Below are 18689 nucleotides of genomic sequence, written 5' to 3'. Positions count from 1 at the left end.
TTAGGTTATATGGAGGTGGCTATCTTAACAATTTTACTTCTTCTGAATTTATTTTCAGCATTGTTTAGATTTTCTTTCGTTTCTAAAACAATTTTATTTGGAAATTTTAAAATTTGTGAAATCTCACAATGGTAAAACTTTCCAATACACTCTTGCTCAGTAATGATGTATTTTTCTTCTGAAAAATCAACCAATTCTTTTGCTTTTTCTTCTGAAAACAATAAATAGTAACGATCATTCTGAAATACAATATCTTCTAATAAATAAGTCATTTGCTCATCATTTTGAGAATATTTTTTTCTTCATAATACAGAGAACCCGGTATCTGCACCAAACTCATGCACATACTTTGTGAGCTCCATGGCCAATCTTCCAAAAGATATCTTTCTGTATACTTCAGCTCTACCATAGTGGGAACACGAGGGCGATTTTTGAGAATCCTAAGCATTGCTGTTACTTTATTTTGCTCAAATTTTTCTTCGTCTATTTCTCCTGTAACATTAATTTCATATTTCCCATCTTCTGTTTCTGAAAGAACCTCATTCGTAATGATCGGGATGTTTTTGGCAGCAATGAAATTGGGTATTTCCCGGGATCCCTTTACTGCCTCATTTTTTTTAAATTCCTTGTTGTGAATTCCAGGAAATAACAATAGATAGGGCATAGAATTTCGCAATGTCGCAACCAGCCGTTCCTCATCCTGTAACAAATCTTCAACTCCGGATATTAAAAGACCCTTATATCGTTCATCTTTATGCCTGAGATAAATTTTTGGCTTTAAATCCTGCCATTTCATTTGAATATCTTCAAGATTATGAATTTTTCCGAGTTGTCCGTTTTGATCAAGAGAAAAGACAATTTTTTCACGAAGTTCATTCAAATCGCCTACCCATTTAAACATTCCATTTGCATTGCTTTGTTTAAATGAAGTAATTTCAACAGAAAATCTGTAAGCATCATTTTCATTTTTGTACGAAGTTGCCTTCAGATGAATTTCTACAAAATTTTCATTTCTTAACCCTTGAAACTGGCTTCTTTCCTCACGAAGAAGAATGAAATTTCTGGAACTTACTATCTGATCTTCAGTATCCCACATTTTATCCTTTGTTAATTTCAACGTCTGCACCAGTAATATTCGTTGCTCCTGTCGATGCTATTTTAGAGGTCTTACTGTTGATTTTCAGTTCTGCATCGGTTTTGGCAGTCATTAAACCTTTACTTTGAATCGTAAACGTACCCGCTTTAGAATCAAAGCTAATATTTCCTTTAGCCACTGTTCCGGAAATTCCGTTGGCATCTATAACAATTTTATTTCCGCCCACCTTAAAAGTAATACTGGTTTTACCATCGAGAGTAATATTTCCGCCTGCATCCATTTTTAAGAGTGATTGTGGTGGTGCATCTTTAGAGCCTCCTACATTAATGGCACTTGTGCTTCCTGCGTTGACGGTATTATTATTTCCAACGGTTACGGTTTTGTCATTATTTGCATTTGTGATAGCATTTCCTGCTCCGTCAAATTTCATATTTGCGCCACCTTGATCAGTAAGAAATACAGAACCTGCACCGTCATTCAATTCGAGTTTATTACCACTTCTACTACTTAAGCTTTTGATATTATTATCTGCTCCGCCACCACCTCCAATTCCTCCATGAAACATTCCTCCCATAACAAATGGACGGTCAGGATGCTGATGAACGAAATTGACGATTACCTGATCACCAATTTCAGGAACTGCCATAAAACCTCTGTTTTTATTGACCTTATCACTACTTCCTGCATCTGGAGTCATGACTCTGATAAATTCTGTCGTTTCCTGATTGGTTTGCCAATCAAACTTTACCTGAACTCTTCCCTGGTTTAATGGATCTGTATTTGAAATAACTTTTGCAAACTGTGCATCAGCTCTCGGAATATCAAATTCAGGACGCGGAATATATCCACAATCTGCTGCTATTGCTTCAAAGCTACCCGTATAATATCCTCTGGTATCTACTTCGTGACTGACTTCTGTAATTAAAAGTTTTGTAAAATATGAGGTTTGATTCGTATCAGATATACGCATCTCAATGTCAGCTGCACATCCTGGATATAAAAACGGTACTGTTGTTGTACCTGAGGTGACAAATATGCTCGATGCTTTGCTTCCGGCTGCACCTTTTTGAGAAGCATCAATATCCATAAATGAAGAGGCTTTTATAGGAGCAACTCTTAAGGATGGAGTGGTAAAGGTTTTTTCTGAAATTTCGTAAGCTCTTCTAGCTATATCCGAAACGTGATTTATTTTTGAACTTCCGGTGGTGAGTTTTTCGTTTTTACTACTGTTGTATCCGTAGAATGTCGGGTTCACGTGATCAGCTTTCATGGTGATGTTTACATCATTTACACTACTTCCGTACACAAGTTTTACAGGCTGTTCCTGGGGAGGGAGATTTCCGAAGTGAAGAACTTCACCATCATAGAAAAACTGCTCGCCATAAGCTTCTGCAATTCTTGCCAAATAGTTATAATGCGTCTCTTCATACTGTGAACTGTATGAAACGTTTCCATGTTTTGCATCAACTCTGAAGTCAAATTTACTACTGCCTAAACCTTCTTTAATTACCTGATAAGCAATGCTGTTTAGGCTGATTTCCTGAGCACCGCCGAAACTTTGAATATGTGGAGCAGCATCTAAAAGTATGGTTGGGCTGTAGCCCGTCAAGACGATATTTCCCAAACTTCCTTTCTCCTGACTGAAGCCTACTTGTGTGATGACACCTACAAAGTTTCTTTCAGGTCCATCAGTTACATCTTTATATTTGAAAACAACCGTTAGTCTTTTCCCTAAAAAGTTTTGAGCTTCTTCTAAATGGTGGTTTTCAGAACTTCCTAATGTGTCATGAGATAAAGTCAGACTGAAATTATGGTGTTTTACGGCACTTTGATTGAGTCTGAAATGCTTAAAATGCTGTAATTGTTTTCCTTCAATAATGATATCAAGTTTCACAACCCTGTTAATTCCTAAAATCTGGCTGGTTGGGATTGCATTTGCATTCAGTATTTTTGAAGTGGGTTGATTTGCCCATAACTTATCATCGGATGTTATCGGATTGTTGGTTTGTATAAATTGATTCATCAACATTCCTGAAACATTTTGAGAAGTTCCTGCTATAGATTGAGCTTTTGAAAAATTCTGATCTGCCTTTTGAAATTTTCCTCCCGCTTGATTAAAGGCTTGAGTGGTTGCACTATCTTTTAAATTATTTAACGAGGCAGAATCCTTTATATTGGCAGGAGTCTTCGGGTTTGTAGGTTTATGATCCTTAGACATTGCATTTTTCTATTTGTGAATTGGTTTATATTCTCACATGAGATTTGATCTAATGATCCTGATAAAATATTAACCTATAGTTATAGGACGATATTTTAACTAAACAAACTAACAGAACAGCGTACTTTATTAAAAGTATGCTATTCTGTAAAGTATGATTTTTTGTGATTATTCTACGATTTTTAAGTCGTTGGCCAAATACCCTCATACGCAGAATTACCATAGTTGATTTTCTCTGCGCTTACAATGAAGCTAATCAACATAGAGTTTTCGTCTACTGCGTCAAAATCAACTTCGTGCTGAATAACATACCCATTTTCCCAGTTTAAAGTGATTAATGTACCTTCCTCATGAGATTTGTTGAACGTGATTTCGCCTGAAGTTGGCTTGTATTTACCATTGAGTAAAGACTCAAGAATATCAGATTTCTCTGTTGCCTCAATGGTGAGTTTGATCAGTGCATTGGAAGGATCTGAAGCGACTCTCCCAGAAACATCCGTAGATCTGGAAACGCTGTAATTAAGCTTTAATAATTTTTGTCCTTCACTACCGTTGAATTTTAAGATTCCTCTTGAATTGTCTGCCATGATTTGTAAATTTTAATTTGTTAATATTTTATAAGTGATTGATTTGTAGTTCAAAGATAGACCGTGATTTTTAACAAATGAAATTTTAATCAATTATTTTAAAATTTGTAGTAGTTCTGCGATTTTGTGTAGTAAATCTACTACTAGAAAACAGTCGTTTAATTTCAACAATAAATAAAGGATTAGTGAGAGTGGCGGAGATTGTAGGTTTTAGAAATTTCTAAAAGGCTTAGTCCTAAAACAATTTAAAGGGCTTTGTTAGAAATTGTTTTTTATGGTATCTTCAGGAGACAAATAATTTTTTCAGATTATTATTCATTTTCCTGGCAGCTTATTTTAAGTCAGAATAGTTTAGATGTAATTTTAAATTTCCTTAAACAGCTTCAGTTTTTATAACTTCCCTATTTATTACTTTAGTGTTAGTATTGTTTCTTTTTAGCAAAAACCTTTAAGTCAATCTGAAGTGGAAAGCATTGTAATTGCTGATATGAAAGCGCCTAATGTCACCTTCGATGAATTTGATCAGGTAACTAAAGTTGATTCTCAAAAAGAAGTACAATTATTTTGGTGTCGCAAATTAACGCTCTATCACTAAAAACGCTCAGTGGTTATATGTATTATTATAAATAGCTGGATATAAAAATAAATAAAAACTTTTAACCCAAAATTGAATTTAATGTAGGTGTTAAAAAATTTTCACCAAGCCGATTCCCACATTTCCTTTTTGATAATAAGGCATAACCATTGTTTGATTTTCTTTTTTTCCGCCCAAAAGATAATTGATTTTAGGATACAGCCAATACGCGACTTCTGTAGATAAAATTCCGAAACCCGCACCTGCAACAACGTCTCCCAGCCAATGCTTATTATTCAGCATTCGGTAAATTCCGGTGAAAACTGCGAAAGAATAACCTGAAATTCCGAGTAAAAAGTTGTTTTCATGATACTCTCTGTACATCAACTGGGCAGATGCAAAAGCGATTGCAGTATGACTCGAAGGAAAAGACATTTTATTGGACCGGTCTGGTCTTTCTTCTTGCGTAACGTGCTTCAGAGGAAGTGTGATCGCTGAAGTGATCAGTAACGAAGTTCCATAGATAATACTTATGTCTTTAAAATGATGTTTTCCTTTCACCCCAAAAGCATTTAACCCGTAAACAATTGCGGCAGGTGCAAATTTTGTGAAATTATCTAATTTATTTTGATCCGGTTGATGTTCACTGATTTCGTATTGCGTTGAATAATTCAGCTTTTTTAAACCATCAATACTTAAACTTGCAACACCATAAGAAATGAAAACTGTTGGGATGATCAGTTTTTTATAACTGAAATGGTGTGTTTTATCTTCAGAATGCAATTGAATTATTTTTGTGCTATCTTGTACATTTTCAATACTTAAACTGTCTTGTGCGCTGATATTCTGTAAGCCGGCGAGTAAAAGAAAAAAACAGGATAATAAACTTTTTATGGATGTATATTTTGGCATTAAGATGTATTTAAATATCAAATTTCAATTCAAGTAGATAAAATTAAGGAGTTTTGTAAGAATAATTTATTTTACTTTCATCTTTCCATTTTTGAATCTTTCGCTGGCTGATTGATAGTACGCAATGGTTTCAGAAATCAGATCGTTGTTTTTAAAATTGACTTCAGATAAAGACTGCTCGGTTCCGGAAACGGTAAACTGTTTTACTCGTGCCCGATCATCAATCTGAGTAAATAAATTGTTATGCAGCAGTCCTAATGTACGATAATTACCGATGAAAGCTCGGTCATCTCTAATTTTGGTCTGGTTGATATCTTTTCCATATAGACTGCTCTTATAATTCCATCCGAGATAACCGAATAGAGTGGGCATCAGATCAATTTGTGAAGTCAGGCGATTTATTTTTTCAGGATTTTGCTTGGGAAGATTGTAAATAATTGCAGGAATATGGTGTTTTGCAATATTGATTTCCCATTTTCCGGCGCTGCTTGCACAGTGATCTGCAACAATAACAAAAACGGTATTTGCAAACCAGGGTTTTGTTTTTGCGCTTTCAATAAATTTCCCTAAAGCATAATCGGTGTACTTTACGGCGGCATTTCTGTCGCCTTGTGGAAGATCAATTTTCGCTTCTGGGAAGGTGAAGGGTTTATGATTGGAAGTCGTCATCACAAACTGGAAAAATGGCTTCTTTTCATTGAAGCTTTTGTCTGCATATTTTACAGATTGTCTGTAAAGATCTTCATCACAGATTCCCCAGGCATTTTCAAAACTTACTTCATTGTCTTTGATCTCATATCTTTTGGTTTTAATCTCGTCAGATAACGGGTTTCCTCTGTTTCTGTCTACGATGTCAAAACCTTGTCCTCCGAAAAAATTATTCATATTATCAAAATAACCGTCGCCGCCATAAATAAAATAAGGTTGATAATTTTTTGCTTTTGCAATTGTTGAAACCGAAAACAAATTCTGGTTATCAGGTCTTCTTACAATACTGTTTCCAGGAGTAGGAGGTACAGACAACGTTAAAGCTTCCATTCCCCGAACGGTTCTGGTTCCTGTTGCGTAAAGATTGGTAAAGAAAATACTTTCGTTAGATAATTGATCATAATTAGGCGTAAGATGATCTTTATTTCCGAACTCTTTTAAAAAATCTGCACTGAAACTTTCAATCGCAATAACGATAATATTGGGTCTTCGTTCTTGCTGTCCGACTGTTGATCGGGAAATATCGTCATAGCTTTTTGATGTAAAGGTTTGATTTTCCTGTAAAAGGTGATCTTTCAGAACGGTATATACTTCTTTTTCAGGAAGTTTAGGATAAAAAGTTGCATAATCCAATTCGTTTGATTCATAGGCTGATATAAAAGAAAACGCTCCGTTTTTCCCCACTTCATTGATGATTAAATTATTGCTGAAGTCAGCCTGTTTGTTTTTCATTATTGATCCTAAAATGACTGCGACAACCAAAACAGGAATTCCGTAAAATAATCTTGAGCGGAATGGGCTTTTATCTGAAAAGGTTTTTTTGAAAAAATCCATCTTTTTGAAACAAAAGAAGGTCAATACAACCAATCCTACCAAAACGGCTGCAATTAAAGGTAAAGGATATGTCTGATTAATGTTTTCTACAACTTCGTAAGTATAAATAAGATAATCGACAGCAATAAAATTAAACCGTACTTCAAACTCGTCCCAAAAGGGAATCTCTGCCAAAAGACTGAAATAGATTACAATAAAAACGACTGTTAAATAGAAATAAGTAAAAAACATGTCAAACAAAGAACCGATCCAACGTTTCGGAAAGATCAAAAGATACAATGTATACAACAGCATAAGAAAGCTTACAACGGTAAGATCATAAAAAAATCCTGTAAAAAATGCTCTCAAAATAGAAAACGGACTACAGTCTACATCTTTTGCCGACCATAAGAGAAAAACCAATCGTATTAAAAATGATAGAGCAAGATACAGTCCCAAAACACTAAATAATGCTGAAAACCTGCTGTTAAAAATTTTTTGATATAGTTTTGAGATCGTTTTTGAATTCATTATTACTCTTTAAAGAGCAAATCAACAATTCAATTTAGAAGAAATTTTGAATTTTAAAAAAATTAAAAGTAAACAATAAAAATATGGCTGCGGTTTTCAAATTGATATTTAATGTTCCAATTTTGAAATTTACAGATCTGTTTAATAATAGCCAAGCCCAAACCGCTTCCTTTATGCCCTGCAGACAGTCTCGAAAATCTTTTAAACAGGAAATCAGTATTTAATTTCTCTGATCCGGAATTTGTAATTTCTAAGCTTAAATGGTTGAGTTTTACAGAAACAGAGCCATCAAAATCAGTGTAACGAATTGCATTAATAAGTAAATTGTTGATGAGAACTTCAGTTAATCCTCTATTTCCAATGACGTTGATCCTTGAATCAATATCTGATGTCAGCGAAATATTTTTTTGCTGAAAATGATTTTCTAATAGTCCTAAACTTTGTCTTATGAGTACGGCAACGTTTATCTTTTCACTGATGTCAAACTGATTGTTATCTATTTTGGCCAGCAAAAGAAGATTTTTATTGATTCTTGAACTTCTTATCAGTGCTTTATTCATTTCTTCCACAATTCGATACTGTTTTTCAGTCAGATCTTTATCTTGAAGAAGGAGATCAATTTTATTTTTAAGAATAGCCAACGGAGTTTGTAATTCGTGGGAAGCATTTTCAGTAAACTCTTTTTGAGTTTGATAGGTCAGAATATTGTGATCAATGAGTTTACGTAAAGACTGATGGAGCTCTTCGAATTCTGTAGTATCAGTTTTCTCAAATTCAATGCTATCTTGGGAATTTAAATTAAAATTTTTAAGTTTTCCTAATGTAATTCTAAAAGGCTTCCATAATGATTCAGACAATTTTTTGTTTAACACAAGAAGCCCCAAAACGAGCATGATAAAGAAAAAAGTGGTAATTACAGTAATAGCAGCAATCGTTTCCTCAGATTCTTCAATATTGGTTTCCACTGTAAAAATATAAGGTTTACTATTGATGTAAACGACTGTTTTGAGACTTCTGTACCTCTCAATTTCTGGTTCTGAAGAAAATAGTTTGGGCTTTTCGATTGTTGAATAAATATCTTTTTTTAACGGATCGACCTGGACTTCTTGTATATTGGTTTCCGGCTGAATTTTCTTCCAAAGTGTGATACTTTTTGCAAGCTCTTCATCAGAAAGTTTAAGATGATTAAACTCGAATGCTGTTTTTTGAGCAATCGTTTTATTATGTTCATCAAGTTCATTCTTCCAGATCGTGTCTACAACGATAAAATAAACAGGAATGCTGATGATCAGAATGATCAGAACATAAATTAGAAATGGCTTTGTGGTTTTGTTTAATAATGGTTTCAAATCAATGAGGAATTAAGATAATCTATTTTATTAAATTATAGCGTTTCTATTGAGGAAACCCATTTGTATCCTGTTCCATACACTGTTTTTATATAGTGTTCGCATCCGGCGTCATACAGTTTTTTCTTTAAATTTTTCACATGTGCGTATACAAAATCGTGGTTATCCAGCATGTCTGCAAAATCGCCGGAGAGATATTCTGCCAAAATACTTTTAGAAATCACTTTATTCTTATTTCCGATAAAATAAATCAGCAGATCAAATTCTTTTTTAGTGAGCGAAATAATTTCCTCATTTATTTTCACAGTTTTAGCTAAAAGATCGATCTCCAGTTCATTCTGTTTTACTGTATTTGAGTTTCCAAACTGTTTTCTGCGAATAATAGAATAGATTCTTGCCATTAATTCAGACAAATGGAAAGGCTTCGTAAGATAATCATCCGCACCCATTTGTAAGCCATTTATTTTATCGTCTAATGCATTTTTTGCCGATACAATAATGACGCCATCCTGTTTATTCTGACTTTTTAATTCTTCAAGAATTTTGAGTCCGTTTCCGTCCGGAAGCATAATATCGAGAACAATACAATCATATTGAAACGTCTCCACTTTGTACATTGCTTCGCGAAAAGTAACTGCAAACTCACACAGATATTTTTCCTCAGAAAGATATTCTGCAATACTTTGAGCCAACTCTGTTTCGTCTTCTATGATCAGGATTTTCATTTTGCTAATGTAAAACTTCAATTTGAAGTAATTTAGAATTGTCAGAAATATTTGAATCAAAACAAAAAAACCGCCTGAGTAGGCGGTTTGTGGTTTCTCCAGGAATCGAACCAGGGACACATGGATTTTCAGACTATTAATAATTTTCCTGGCAGCTTATTTTAAGTCAGAATAGTTTAGATGTAATTTTAAATTTCCTTAAACAGCTTCAGTTTTTATAACCCTACTTATTACTTTTGTATTGTGTTGTTTCTTTTTAGCAAAGGGGAAAAACTTCAGTAAACTATAAATGATTTTTTATTGTTTGTCATTGTTAACTTTTTTTCCCATTTGATTATCAATTTATTATATTGCAGTAGTGCAACAATAGTATCATTTTTATTGTCTTATAATCACATATTTTTATTTATTTGAATTGCAGCATATAGAAAAAGTTGTGACATAATAATTTTTACTTGAAGTACGCTTTCGAACTATTACGTTATTTTGAATTTGTAATTCTTCAACTGAAAAATGAAAATTGACAAATTAAAAATTTATATATTGTTTTTGACATTTTAACTACTTTTGAAAGGTTAAAATTCACTTTGAAAACGAAGAACAGAGTTATGGTACAAACATTGAAAAATAAAATATTAATTCATTTATTCGTTTTCTTTTCTATTTTTTTACATTCTCAAAAAAAGCATCTGGATTACGAAATTGATAATCAGATTATTACTGCAAAAAAACTACATTCAACCTTCAGGATTAAGGAACTTCTTATTATTTCCAAAGATATTGTTGTAAAATCTGAAAAGACAAATTACGACAGAGGATTGGTTTATGGTAATTTTTACATCGGTGCTGCTTTTAGTTATATCGGAAAGTATAGAGAAAGCAATAATTATATTAATAAATCACAGTCGTATGAAAAATACTTACTGAGTGATCCTATCCAGGAGTCTAAAAATTACGGTTTACTTGGGCTTAATTATTTGAAGTTAGATCTATACTCATTGAGTATCCATTATTTACAAAAAGCTATTGATGTATTAAAGAATGCTGAAGAGAAGGATTATGATGCTGCGATGAATACAAGTACGTATAATGGTAGGATTTCGATTGTATATGAGAGAAAAGGGCAGCCGGATTCTATGTATTATTATTTGAATAAAGAAAAAAGAATACATCAAAAATTAAAAAACAATGTTTCTTATCTCTACACAGGAACTTCTCACATTCGGTTAGGAAATTATTTTTTTAATCAAAAAAAAACAGATTCTTCTCGATATTATTATGAAAAAGCACTTTTAGAGTTTAAAAATAAAAACCATCCATATCAGGTTGATGTATTGGTAGGACTGGGTAATTTAGCAAGTAGCGAAGAGAAAAATAGCGAAGCTTTACAATATTATTCGGACGCAATTAAAATTAGCAAAAAACACGATTCCTGGGAATTACACTATGCCTACCGCGCTTTATCAGATCTATATGAGAAATTGGGTAATTATGCAAAGGCAAACGAATATAAAAGTTTATCAAAAAAAATAACGGATCAAAATGAAAATAATAAAATTATAGAACGGGATTTTGTTGTAAATGAAATAATAAAATTTGAAAAAGAAGCAGAAGAAAAAAAAAATGCCAGCAGAAATATTCAGGTTTTTTCAGTAGCTGTTGGTGTGATTCTTTTATCCTCTATTTTTATTTTCTATATTATTAAAAGAAAAAGAAAAGAGCTTATTACTGAAAATGAAGCCATTATTCATCAAAAAGAAAATATCATTATCCAAAAAGAAGAAGAAAATCTAGATTTAAAACAAAAGGTTAATGAATCATTTGAAGAAGTCATAAAGTTGGCTAAAGAGAACAGTATTGAGTTTTTTACAAGATTCCAGGAAGTTTATCCGGAAGTTATTACAAAATTACTTGAAATTAACCCTAAATTGAGAGTGACAGAGCTAACATTATGTGCTTACTTTTTTTTAGGATTTACAACAAAAGATATTGCTAAATATACGTTCAGATCTGTAAACACGATAAGAAACCGAAGACAAAGCTTACGGAGCAAATTAAATATTCAGTCTGAAGATAACATTGAGTTATGGTTTAAAAGACTATTAACTAATTAGTCCGGTTCATAATCACAAAATTTTACGGTTTTCAAAATCTCTACTTTAATTTATAAAACTTTTATAATAGTTTCACAAGCATTTAAGATTTTCAGAATCTGGCAAAATAAACATTTTAAATTTTGCTTTCTTCTAATTTTTATTTAATAGTTCGGAAGGTTTGAAATGTAAGGCTTGTTTTTTCGTGGCAAAAAACAAGCTTTCATCTTTTACATTTATTTACCAGAGCGTATAATCATATTGTAAACCCTTCTGTATGGTCTTTATTGCAGGTTTTTAATAAAATAGTGCAAGAATGGTAACCGTTAAATTCTTAATCTGGGGGAGAAATCCTATAGTTTTGCTCAAGACAAAATAAACAGATTTGAAAACAGCAATTTACATTTTTATTATTGGTAGTATCAATCTTTCTGCACAGAATAACGGAAAGGTCGGTATAGGAACAACAGATCCTAAAACTACGCTTCATGTAAATGGAACGGCAAAAACTAAGGGATTGATTTTAGATAATGACTTTACTAAATTGGAAGCTAACGAGAAATACAGTTATCTGATAAAATCACCTGCACCGGAGAATAAAATCACAACTTACAACGAAGATTTTTTACCAAATAATCCTGCACCTATCAATGTAATCCAATTTAAAATTACAACACATCCTTCAGACAAAGATTGGATTAACCAGTTTGATACAAAAATTAATTCGAATAAATTTTCTGTGTTTATTTCTTCTTTTGGATTTCAACAGCCAGTTATAGGTGCCGGAACGAATTATGCAACGCCGGTTCCCCAGATTTACGCTTTTCAGTCCAATGGAACATGGAAAATAAAAGCTGATTACCAAGGCTTTGCTCCGCCTGCGAGTTCTACAACACCAGGAGTTTGGACTTTAAATTTAATAGTATTTGATAAAACATACACGAGAAACTATACGGTTACTCAGAGTATGAACCAGTTAAGCACCGGTTCATCTGCAACCCCGATGATTAATTATTAACATAAATGATGAAAAAAATTATAATATTATTATTTGCGGGTGTTTTTAGCTTGTTTAAAACACAGGTAGGAATCAATACGAATTCTCCAAGAAATACATTAGACGTTAATGGAAATACACTTATAGAATCTTATCTGATTGATAGCGAAAACCAAATTGTAACTACAGACAATTATTTTTTAATGGTAAGATCTAAAGATAGTAATCCTGCAGGACAAGTAAAGCTTTTAGATGTTGCCCAACGTAATGTTGCACCTGTAAACGTTTATAAGGTCACGATAAATAATGTCAACAGGGATAAAGTTTATAAGTTAAATACAAATTTGGATGTTTCTAAATATACCTTGGTAATAACTGGGGCGGTATTTAAAGGTGCTACCTCTTCTCAGAATCCAGATGCTACATATGGTGCCTATGCCAATGAAATTACCACCACAAATATTGGATCTGAGACCTTTTACGAAATAAATCTTGATTTTGTGGGCGCAACTACAACTTCAAATATCAACGGGACTTGGGAGGTTTCATTTATCGTCTTTGAAAAAGCTTTAGTAAAGGGATGGGGAACTTACACAGGTTCAGTAAATCAATCGGCATCACCTACTTATTCTGGTACATCAACAACAACTCCAATTGGACTTCAATAACTAGTCATGAAAAAAATAGTATACATACTGCTTACTTTAGTTTTAGGAATTAATTTGCAATCACAAACGAATAAAGTGGGGATTAACACAAGTAATCCAAGCGAGACGTTAGACATCAACGGTAAAACGTTTACAGATATTCTTTATTTAAGAAATCCCGGTGAACCTACTGTAACAGGAGGCCGTTTTTTAGCCTCACCGGTAGTGTCAGAAAAAAATAATACCTCACTACAAATGTATGATCCCCTCAGCGGCAACAGTGCCTTATTTAATTATATTCAACTTAATTTAACCGATGTCCCCAAAGAAGGAATCGTTGATTATGATACTAAAATAGATGCTGAGAACTTCAGTTTAGTTATCCATAATTACGGAATCAAACTTGCCAACGGGACAACCTTTGTTTCGCTAGATTATTTAGGGACTGCTGCTGCTAATGACAATAAACAGGGATCCCCTGAATTTGTAACGTTCAAAAGCGGTGGAACTTGGCATATTAAAGCCAGGTTTACAAACAGTAATCTAATGAAATCTGACAATACACCTTCAACTTCATATAATACTTTTCGTGTTGAATTATACATGATGGCTTATAAAAAATTGATTACCAAGCAAAATATTAATGATGTCACAATAGATCTAGCAGGAGGTGATGGAAATGGAATTGTACTGCCAAAACCATCAGGTTTTTAAAGATAGTGATGTTAATAAAATAATATGATTTTTAAAGTACATGCATATGATGACAATGAGACTGGCTATAGGGAACTCTCACTTACAGTGAGGAAGACATTTTACACCAAAAGAAAGTAAATTTTTAATATGAATATTTAATAATACAATTTTTATGAAAACAACTGTGATACTTGTCAAGACACTAAGTTTGTTCTTTGCTATGGGCTTTGCTCAAGATATAATTAAAGCACAGGACAGAAATAATCAAGGTACCGAATTATTCATTGAAAAATTACCCAAAATATCCAGAATCTCTGCGATGGGGAACTTTTATGCCAACTTTAAAGGTGTAAGTGTATCTAAAGAATTATTAATAAACCATTTAGGTGAGTGGTTAGGAACAGATAGTAGCCATACTTTCGAGCTAACTGCAAGATCAACCGATGATTTGGGTTTTGAACGTTCTTCTTATCAGCACTATTATAAAGGCATAAAAGTATCTGACGAATTAATTTTTATACATGCAAAAGAAGGAAAAGTAACCTATGTAAATGGAGAATTATCCAGCAACATTAATTTGGCAATTGCTCAACCTTTAAGTCAATCTGAAGTGGAAAGCATTGTCATTGCTGATATGAAAGCGCCCAATGTAACCTTTGATGAATTTGATCAGGTAATAACTAAAGTTGATTCTCAAAAAGAAGTACAATTATTTTTGATATCGCAAATTAATGCGCTATCACTAAAAACGCTCAGTGGATATATGTATTATGTAGATACTGCTACCAAAAAAATTGTTAAAAAATTAGAAAAAATTCATAATCATAATATTAACCCAACGGTAGAAAGTGTTTTGTCGGCTAATAAATTAATATCAAATAAGAAAAATTCTTTTATAGGTCCATTATTAGATACTCCTTCTACCAGTGCTACTTTTTATAAAGGCAACCAGCCTATTACTGTTGATTCTTATAACGGTGCTTACCGCTTAAAAGATAACGCCAGAAATATACATACTCAGGATGGAGCAGGATGGGATGGTAACGGAACTGCAGCGGGTGGTTTAACAGGGAATATTACCGAGTACACAAGCAGTACGGCTAACTTTACTGCTTTAGAAACTAAACCTGCAGTAGAAGTGCATTGGGCTATGGAGAAATCTAAAGATTATTATATTAACAGACATAATAGAAACAGTTATGATGGTAATGGTTCTATTATCAGAAATTATTATAACATAAACTTTGGAACTCCAACTGCGCAGATAGGTGCTAATGCGGCAGCAATAGATATTCAAGGAATTGTTGCAATGATTTATGGTAACGGAATATTTTCGCAGACAGACCCTAACAATCCGGCGAATAGCATTACCAATTCTACAGCTTACTTTAACCCATTTGTAGGAATTGATGTAGCAGGACATGAATATTCTCATCTTATTGTAAGCAGAACAGCTAATCTGGCTTACCAGGCAGAATCTGGCGCCCTGAATGAATCTTTTGCTGATATGTTCGGAGCTGCTATTGAATTCTATTCTGGGATTAGTCCAAATTGGAATATCGGTGAAGGAGTGCCTAAACCCGCATTAGGATTCACATTTCTCAGAAGCATGTCGGATCCTAATTCCGGTCCTGCAGCTTTAAGTTCTCAACAGCCAGATACCTATGGTGGAACCTATTGGCAGGTACCTTCCCCGCCATATAATCAGAGTAATGATTACGGTGGTGTACATAAAAACAGTGGTGTAGGTAACTACTGGTTTTACTTATTATCTGTAGGTGGTTCAGGAACTAATGATATTGGTACATCTTATAATGTAACCGGAATAACAATTCAGAAGGCAGAAAAAATCGCCTACAGAACTCTGTCAACCTATCTTACCGCAAATAGTGGGTTCACTAATATGTACACCTCTTCAAAGCAGGCAGCCATTGATCTGTACGGTGCTGGTTCCAATGAACTGCAGCAAGTTGAAAATGCGTGGTGTGCAGTAGGATTGGGCAGTTGCAGCAATCTTCTGGCAGTAAACGAAGCTACAAAATCTGATCTGCAGAATATTAAAATTTATCCAAATCCGGTAAGCATTGGACAGTTCACCATAGAATACAGTATTAAAGGAAATGCAGATTATGAAATTATCGACTTATCCGGAAAATTGGTTAAAACATCTGAAAAACTGCAAAGAGGAATAAATAAAGTAAGTATTACAGGAATAAATGCTGGAGTGTATTTGGTAAAAATATACTCTGAAGGAAAAATAATTTCCAAAAAAATAGTAGTTAAATAAAGTGTTTGCAGTAACTCGACAAGGGGAACTTTTTAAAGTTATATGAGCATAAATGTAGAAGAAGGAGTGACCAAATTAATTTTTATATTCTGAAAACCAATTAAAATAAATTATATGAAAAAAATTGTACTAATCTCACTTTTTTGTGGATTTAATCTTAATGCCCAAATTATTTATCAAGAAAATTTTAACACGCTGAATATAGGAAATATATCAAGTGTTGTAGATGATTTTGATACGGAAGGTCAGGGAGGTTGGATCGCTTTTGGAGCAGGAGGTCCTACTACAAGCAGCTATCAAGTTGCTAGTGTCAACGGAACAGATAAATATGCGTCTATGACAGGAACGTCTGTGTCTGGTAGTTCAATATTATCCTACTTATTACAAAAAATTAGTACCGAATGGCAGAGTAGAGCTACAGGAAATAATATTATAAAAGTAACTCAAGATTTTTATAGTTCTACAAGTATTTCAAATAGTGGAGTAACAAGTATAGGTATCTTAGATGCCGTAGGCAATACCATTATGTCTATGAATTAATATCCACAGACAGGCTTGATAGATTGTTTTGCTGTCTCTTCAAGTTTTAGTCCCATATATATTATTTCCTTATCTGATAATATATCTTTAACACCAGATTCTTGGCATTCAATTACACTTTCTTATAATAGTATTACAGGAGTTGCATCAGTTAGTTTACCAAATGGACAAACCTACACTCAGCAAAACACGAGAATTGTTGATCCTGCTATTATACATGGCTATATAGAGCAGCACAATACTAACGGACAAAATGAATTTCTTTTAAAATTAGATAATATAACAGTTGAGGCTGTTACACAAAATACGATGGGAACTTCGGATATAAAGAAAGATAATGCTCAATTCGTTATAATTAATAACCCTGCTAAAGATGTTCTTAAAATCCGTAGTTCTGGAAATTATGCTCAAGTTGAGGTACATAATATGGAAGGTAGAAAATTAATTTCTGATAAGATTTCTGCTAAAGAAACAGCTCTCAATATTTCTTCTTTAGAAAAAGGCATTTATATATTAAGATATATTGAGAACGGAAAGACAGAAAGTAAAAAATTTATTAAGGAATAAATGGATTACTTATATCTGAAATATTTCTCAGATTGTATTTTATAAAAATGATGAAAAGAAATAATTTCTCAATGAGTAGATGCAATCATTTGTGTCTACTCTTTATTGATAATAAATAAATATTTCAAAATATGAAAAAAAATACTTTAGTATTTCTATTCTATTTATGGGAACCAATATTTTTTCTCAATGAAACCTCTTATTAATGAAGATTTTGGAACTCAAACAGTGCGCAATGTTAGAAGTCAAGCCCCTGCAGCAGATATTCCCCAGGAAACACTGATTATAATCCGCTTATAGATATTCATCCAGCAATTCTGTCCTATTCGTTTAACGATGGTTCTTATATTGTAGCTACCAGTTCAGTAGCGCCAAGAAGTACCACCTCGCATTTTGCAGTGCATATAAGTGGAGTTTTAGATCATACAGTTGATCCAACGGATACTATTGGAAACTTAATGATTATCAACGCAAATCCTCTAAAGCAGCGTGAAAATCTGGGAACTTATTATATGTATTCTACATCTGTATTTAATATTCCGGGCGCAAACCACAGAATTTCTTTTTGGAGAGCAATTGTTGATTAAATTTAACAGAGACAGAAGCAAGGTCAAAAATAGTTTTAAAAAGATGCTATTTAGATTATGTTGATAATTGTGAATTTTTCAGATTTAAAAGAATAAATGTGACGAGTTGTTGGATGTAATCTCTATGAAATATAACTGATATTGGCATAGATTATCCACCTTCATATTTTAAACTTAATAAGATAATTATTTGTTGAGCGAGCCTCTTCAGAATTACCTTTTAAACAATTCATTTCCGAGTTCCATCAGAAGAGACATCAACAGTTTTTTACCTGTTGAGCATTCATAACCTTTACCATTGATTGTTATTCTTAGGTAAACAGCAACTTGTAAAATTTTTGCTTTAGATTGACTATCAAAAAATAGCCCCTTAAATTGTGCAATTTAAGGGGCTATGTTAGAAATTGTTTAATTTCTTGTGGTTTCTCCAGGAATCGAACCAGGGACACATGGATTTTCAATCCATTGCTCTACCAACTGAGCTAAGAAACCAATATTACTGGTAATTTAATTCTTTTTGTAGTACATTTTAAATACAAAATATATTCAGACTTGAATAAAAAACCGCCTTTTTCGAGGCGGTTTGTGGTTTCTCCAGGAATCGAACCAGGGACACATGGATTTTCAATCCATTGCTCTACCAACTGAGCTAAGAAACCATTGTATTATTGTTATGATTTACTTCGTAGTTTTAAAGTGATGCAAAAGTAGGAAGTTTTGATATATGAAGCAAGTATTAATCAAACTTTTTTAACATTAAAT

General features: G+C 33.1%; 16 protein-coding genes and 2 tRNA genes. 8 read left to right on the top strand and 10 right to left on the bottom strand.

The features are described 5' to 3' along the window. Nucleotides 1–5: 5 nt before the first annotated feature. From ACZZ9T_RS15260 to ACZZ9T_RS15225, 8 genes are all read right to left on the bottom strand, one after another. Nucleotides 6–272, bottom strand: a complete 267-nt coding sequence (locus ACZZ9T_RS15260; protein WP_463442797.1) for a hypothetical protein — start codon at nucleotides 270–272, stop codon at nucleotides 6–8. Next, nucleotides 269–1096: a hypothetical protein gene (locus ACZZ9T_RS15255; protein ID WP_463442796.1), complete on the bottom strand. Its 828-nt coding sequence runs from the start codon at nucleotides 1094–1096 to the stop codon at nucleotides 269–271. Before ACZZ9T_RS15255 ends, ACZZ9T_RS15260 begins: the two co-directional genes overlap by 4 nt. 1 nt (nucleotide 1097) lies before the next feature. After that, nucleotides 1098–3314 (bottom strand): type VI secretion system Vgr family protein, encoded by a 2217-nt coding sequence (locus ACZZ9T_RS15250; RefSeq protein ID WP_463442795.1) that lies wholly within the window; start codon nucleotides 3312–3314, stop codon nucleotides 1098–1100. A gap of 182 nt (nucleotides 3315–3496) precedes the next feature. Next, the gene (tssD, locus tag ACZZ9T_RS15245; RefSeq protein WP_463433627.1) at nucleotides 3497–3901 is read right to left on the bottom strand and encodes a type VI secretion system tube protein TssD; all 405 of its coding nucleotides are present in this window, start codon (nucleotides 3899–3901) and stop codon (nucleotides 3497–3499) included. A 685-nt stretch (nucleotides 3902–4586) separates the two neighbouring features. Then, nucleotides 4587–5387, bottom strand: a complete 801-nt coding sequence (locus ACZZ9T_RS15240) for a phosphatase PAP2 family protein (RefSeq protein ID WP_463442794.1) — start codon at nucleotides 5385–5387, stop codon at nucleotides 4587–4589. A 66-nt stretch (nucleotides 5388–5453) separates the two neighbouring features. Continuing rightward, nucleotides 5454–7439 (bottom strand): LTA synthase family protein, encoded by a 1986-nt coding sequence (locus ACZZ9T_RS15235; protein WP_463442793.1) that lies wholly within the window; start codon nucleotides 7437–7439, stop codon nucleotides 5454–5456. Nucleotides 7440–7501: 62 nt separating this feature from the next. Next, a complete protein-coding gene (locus ACZZ9T_RS15230; protein WP_463442792.1) occupies nucleotides 7502–8788 on the bottom strand; it encodes a sensor histidine kinase in 1287 nt (428 codons plus the stop codon). 35 nt (nucleotides 8789–8823) lie between these two features. After that, nucleotides 8824–9513, bottom strand: a complete 690-nt coding sequence (locus tag ACZZ9T_RS15225) for a response regulator transcription factor (RefSeq protein WP_463442791.1) — start codon at nucleotides 9511–9513, stop codon at nucleotides 8824–8826. Between the two features lie 587 nt (nucleotides 9514–10100). Between ACZZ9T_RS15225 and ACZZ9T_RS15220 the strand changes: the two genes are divergently transcribed. The 8 genes from ACZZ9T_RS15220 (at nucleotide 10101) to ACZZ9T_RS15185 (ending at nucleotide 17927) form a co-directional block, all read left to right on the top strand. Next, nucleotides 10101–11627, top strand: a complete 1527-nt coding sequence (locus tag ACZZ9T_RS15220) for a tetratricopeptide repeat protein (protein WP_463442790.1) — start codon at nucleotides 10101–10103, stop codon at nucleotides 11625–11627. Nucleotides 11628–11991: 364 nt separating this feature from the next. Beyond that, entirely contained in the window at nucleotides 11992–12624 is a 633-nt protein-coding gene (locus ACZZ9T_RS15215) for a hypothetical protein (RefSeq protein ID WP_463442789.1), read from the top strand. A gap of 50 nt (nucleotides 12625–12674) precedes the next feature. Continuing rightward, the gene (locus ACZZ9T_RS15210) at nucleotides 12675–13271 is read left to right on the top strand and encodes a hypothetical protein (RefSeq protein ID WP_463442788.1); all 597 of its coding nucleotides are present in this window, start codon (nucleotides 12675–12677) and stop codon (nucleotides 13269–13271) included. A gap of 6 nt (nucleotides 13272–13277) precedes the next feature. Beyond that, complete coding sequence (locus tag ACZZ9T_RS15205; protein ID WP_463442787.1) at nucleotides 13278–13964, top strand: hypothetical protein; 687 nt, start codon at nucleotides 13278–13280, stop codon at nucleotides 13962–13964. Nucleotides 13965–14118: 154 nt separating this feature from the next. Then, nucleotides 14119–16233 carry a M4 family metallopeptidase gene (locus tag ACZZ9T_RS15200; protein WP_463442786.1) on the top strand — a complete coding sequence of 705 codons (2115 nt, stop codon included), beginning with the start codon at nucleotides 14119–14121 and terminating at the stop codon, nucleotides 16231–16233. Between the two features lie 114 nt (nucleotides 16234–16347). Next, a complete protein-coding gene (locus ACZZ9T_RS15195; protein ID WP_463442785.1) occupies nucleotides 16348–16773 on the top strand; it encodes a hypothetical protein in 426 nt (141 codons plus the stop codon). Nucleotides 16774–16788: 15 nt separating this feature from the next. Then, complete coding sequence (locus ACZZ9T_RS15190; protein ID WP_463442784.1) at nucleotides 16789–17340, top strand: T9SS type A sorting domain-containing protein; 552 nt, start codon at nucleotides 16789–16791, stop codon at nucleotides 17338–17340. A 398-nt stretch (nucleotides 17341–17738) separates the two neighbouring features. After that, nucleotides 17739–17927: a hypothetical protein gene (locus ACZZ9T_RS15185; RefSeq protein WP_463442783.1), complete on the top strand. Its 189-nt coding sequence runs from the start codon at nucleotides 17739–17741 to the stop codon at nucleotides 17925–17927. Nucleotides 17928–18346: 419 nt separating this feature from the next. On the opposite strand, the gene ACZZ9T_RS15180 is transcribed toward ACZZ9T_RS15185, so the two are convergent. Beyond that, a tRNA-Phe gene (locus ACZZ9T_RS15180) sits at nucleotides 18347–18419 on the bottom strand. A gap of 94 nt (nucleotides 18420–18513) precedes the next feature. Further along, nucleotides 18514–18586, bottom strand: a tRNA-Phe gene (locus ACZZ9T_RS15175). Between the last annotated feature and the right edge of the window lie 103 nt (nucleotides 18587–18689).

It is taken from the genome of Chryseobacterium sp. AC417 (assembly GCF_979258215.1).
This window is presented reverse-complemented; position numbering and strand designations above follow the sequence as displayed.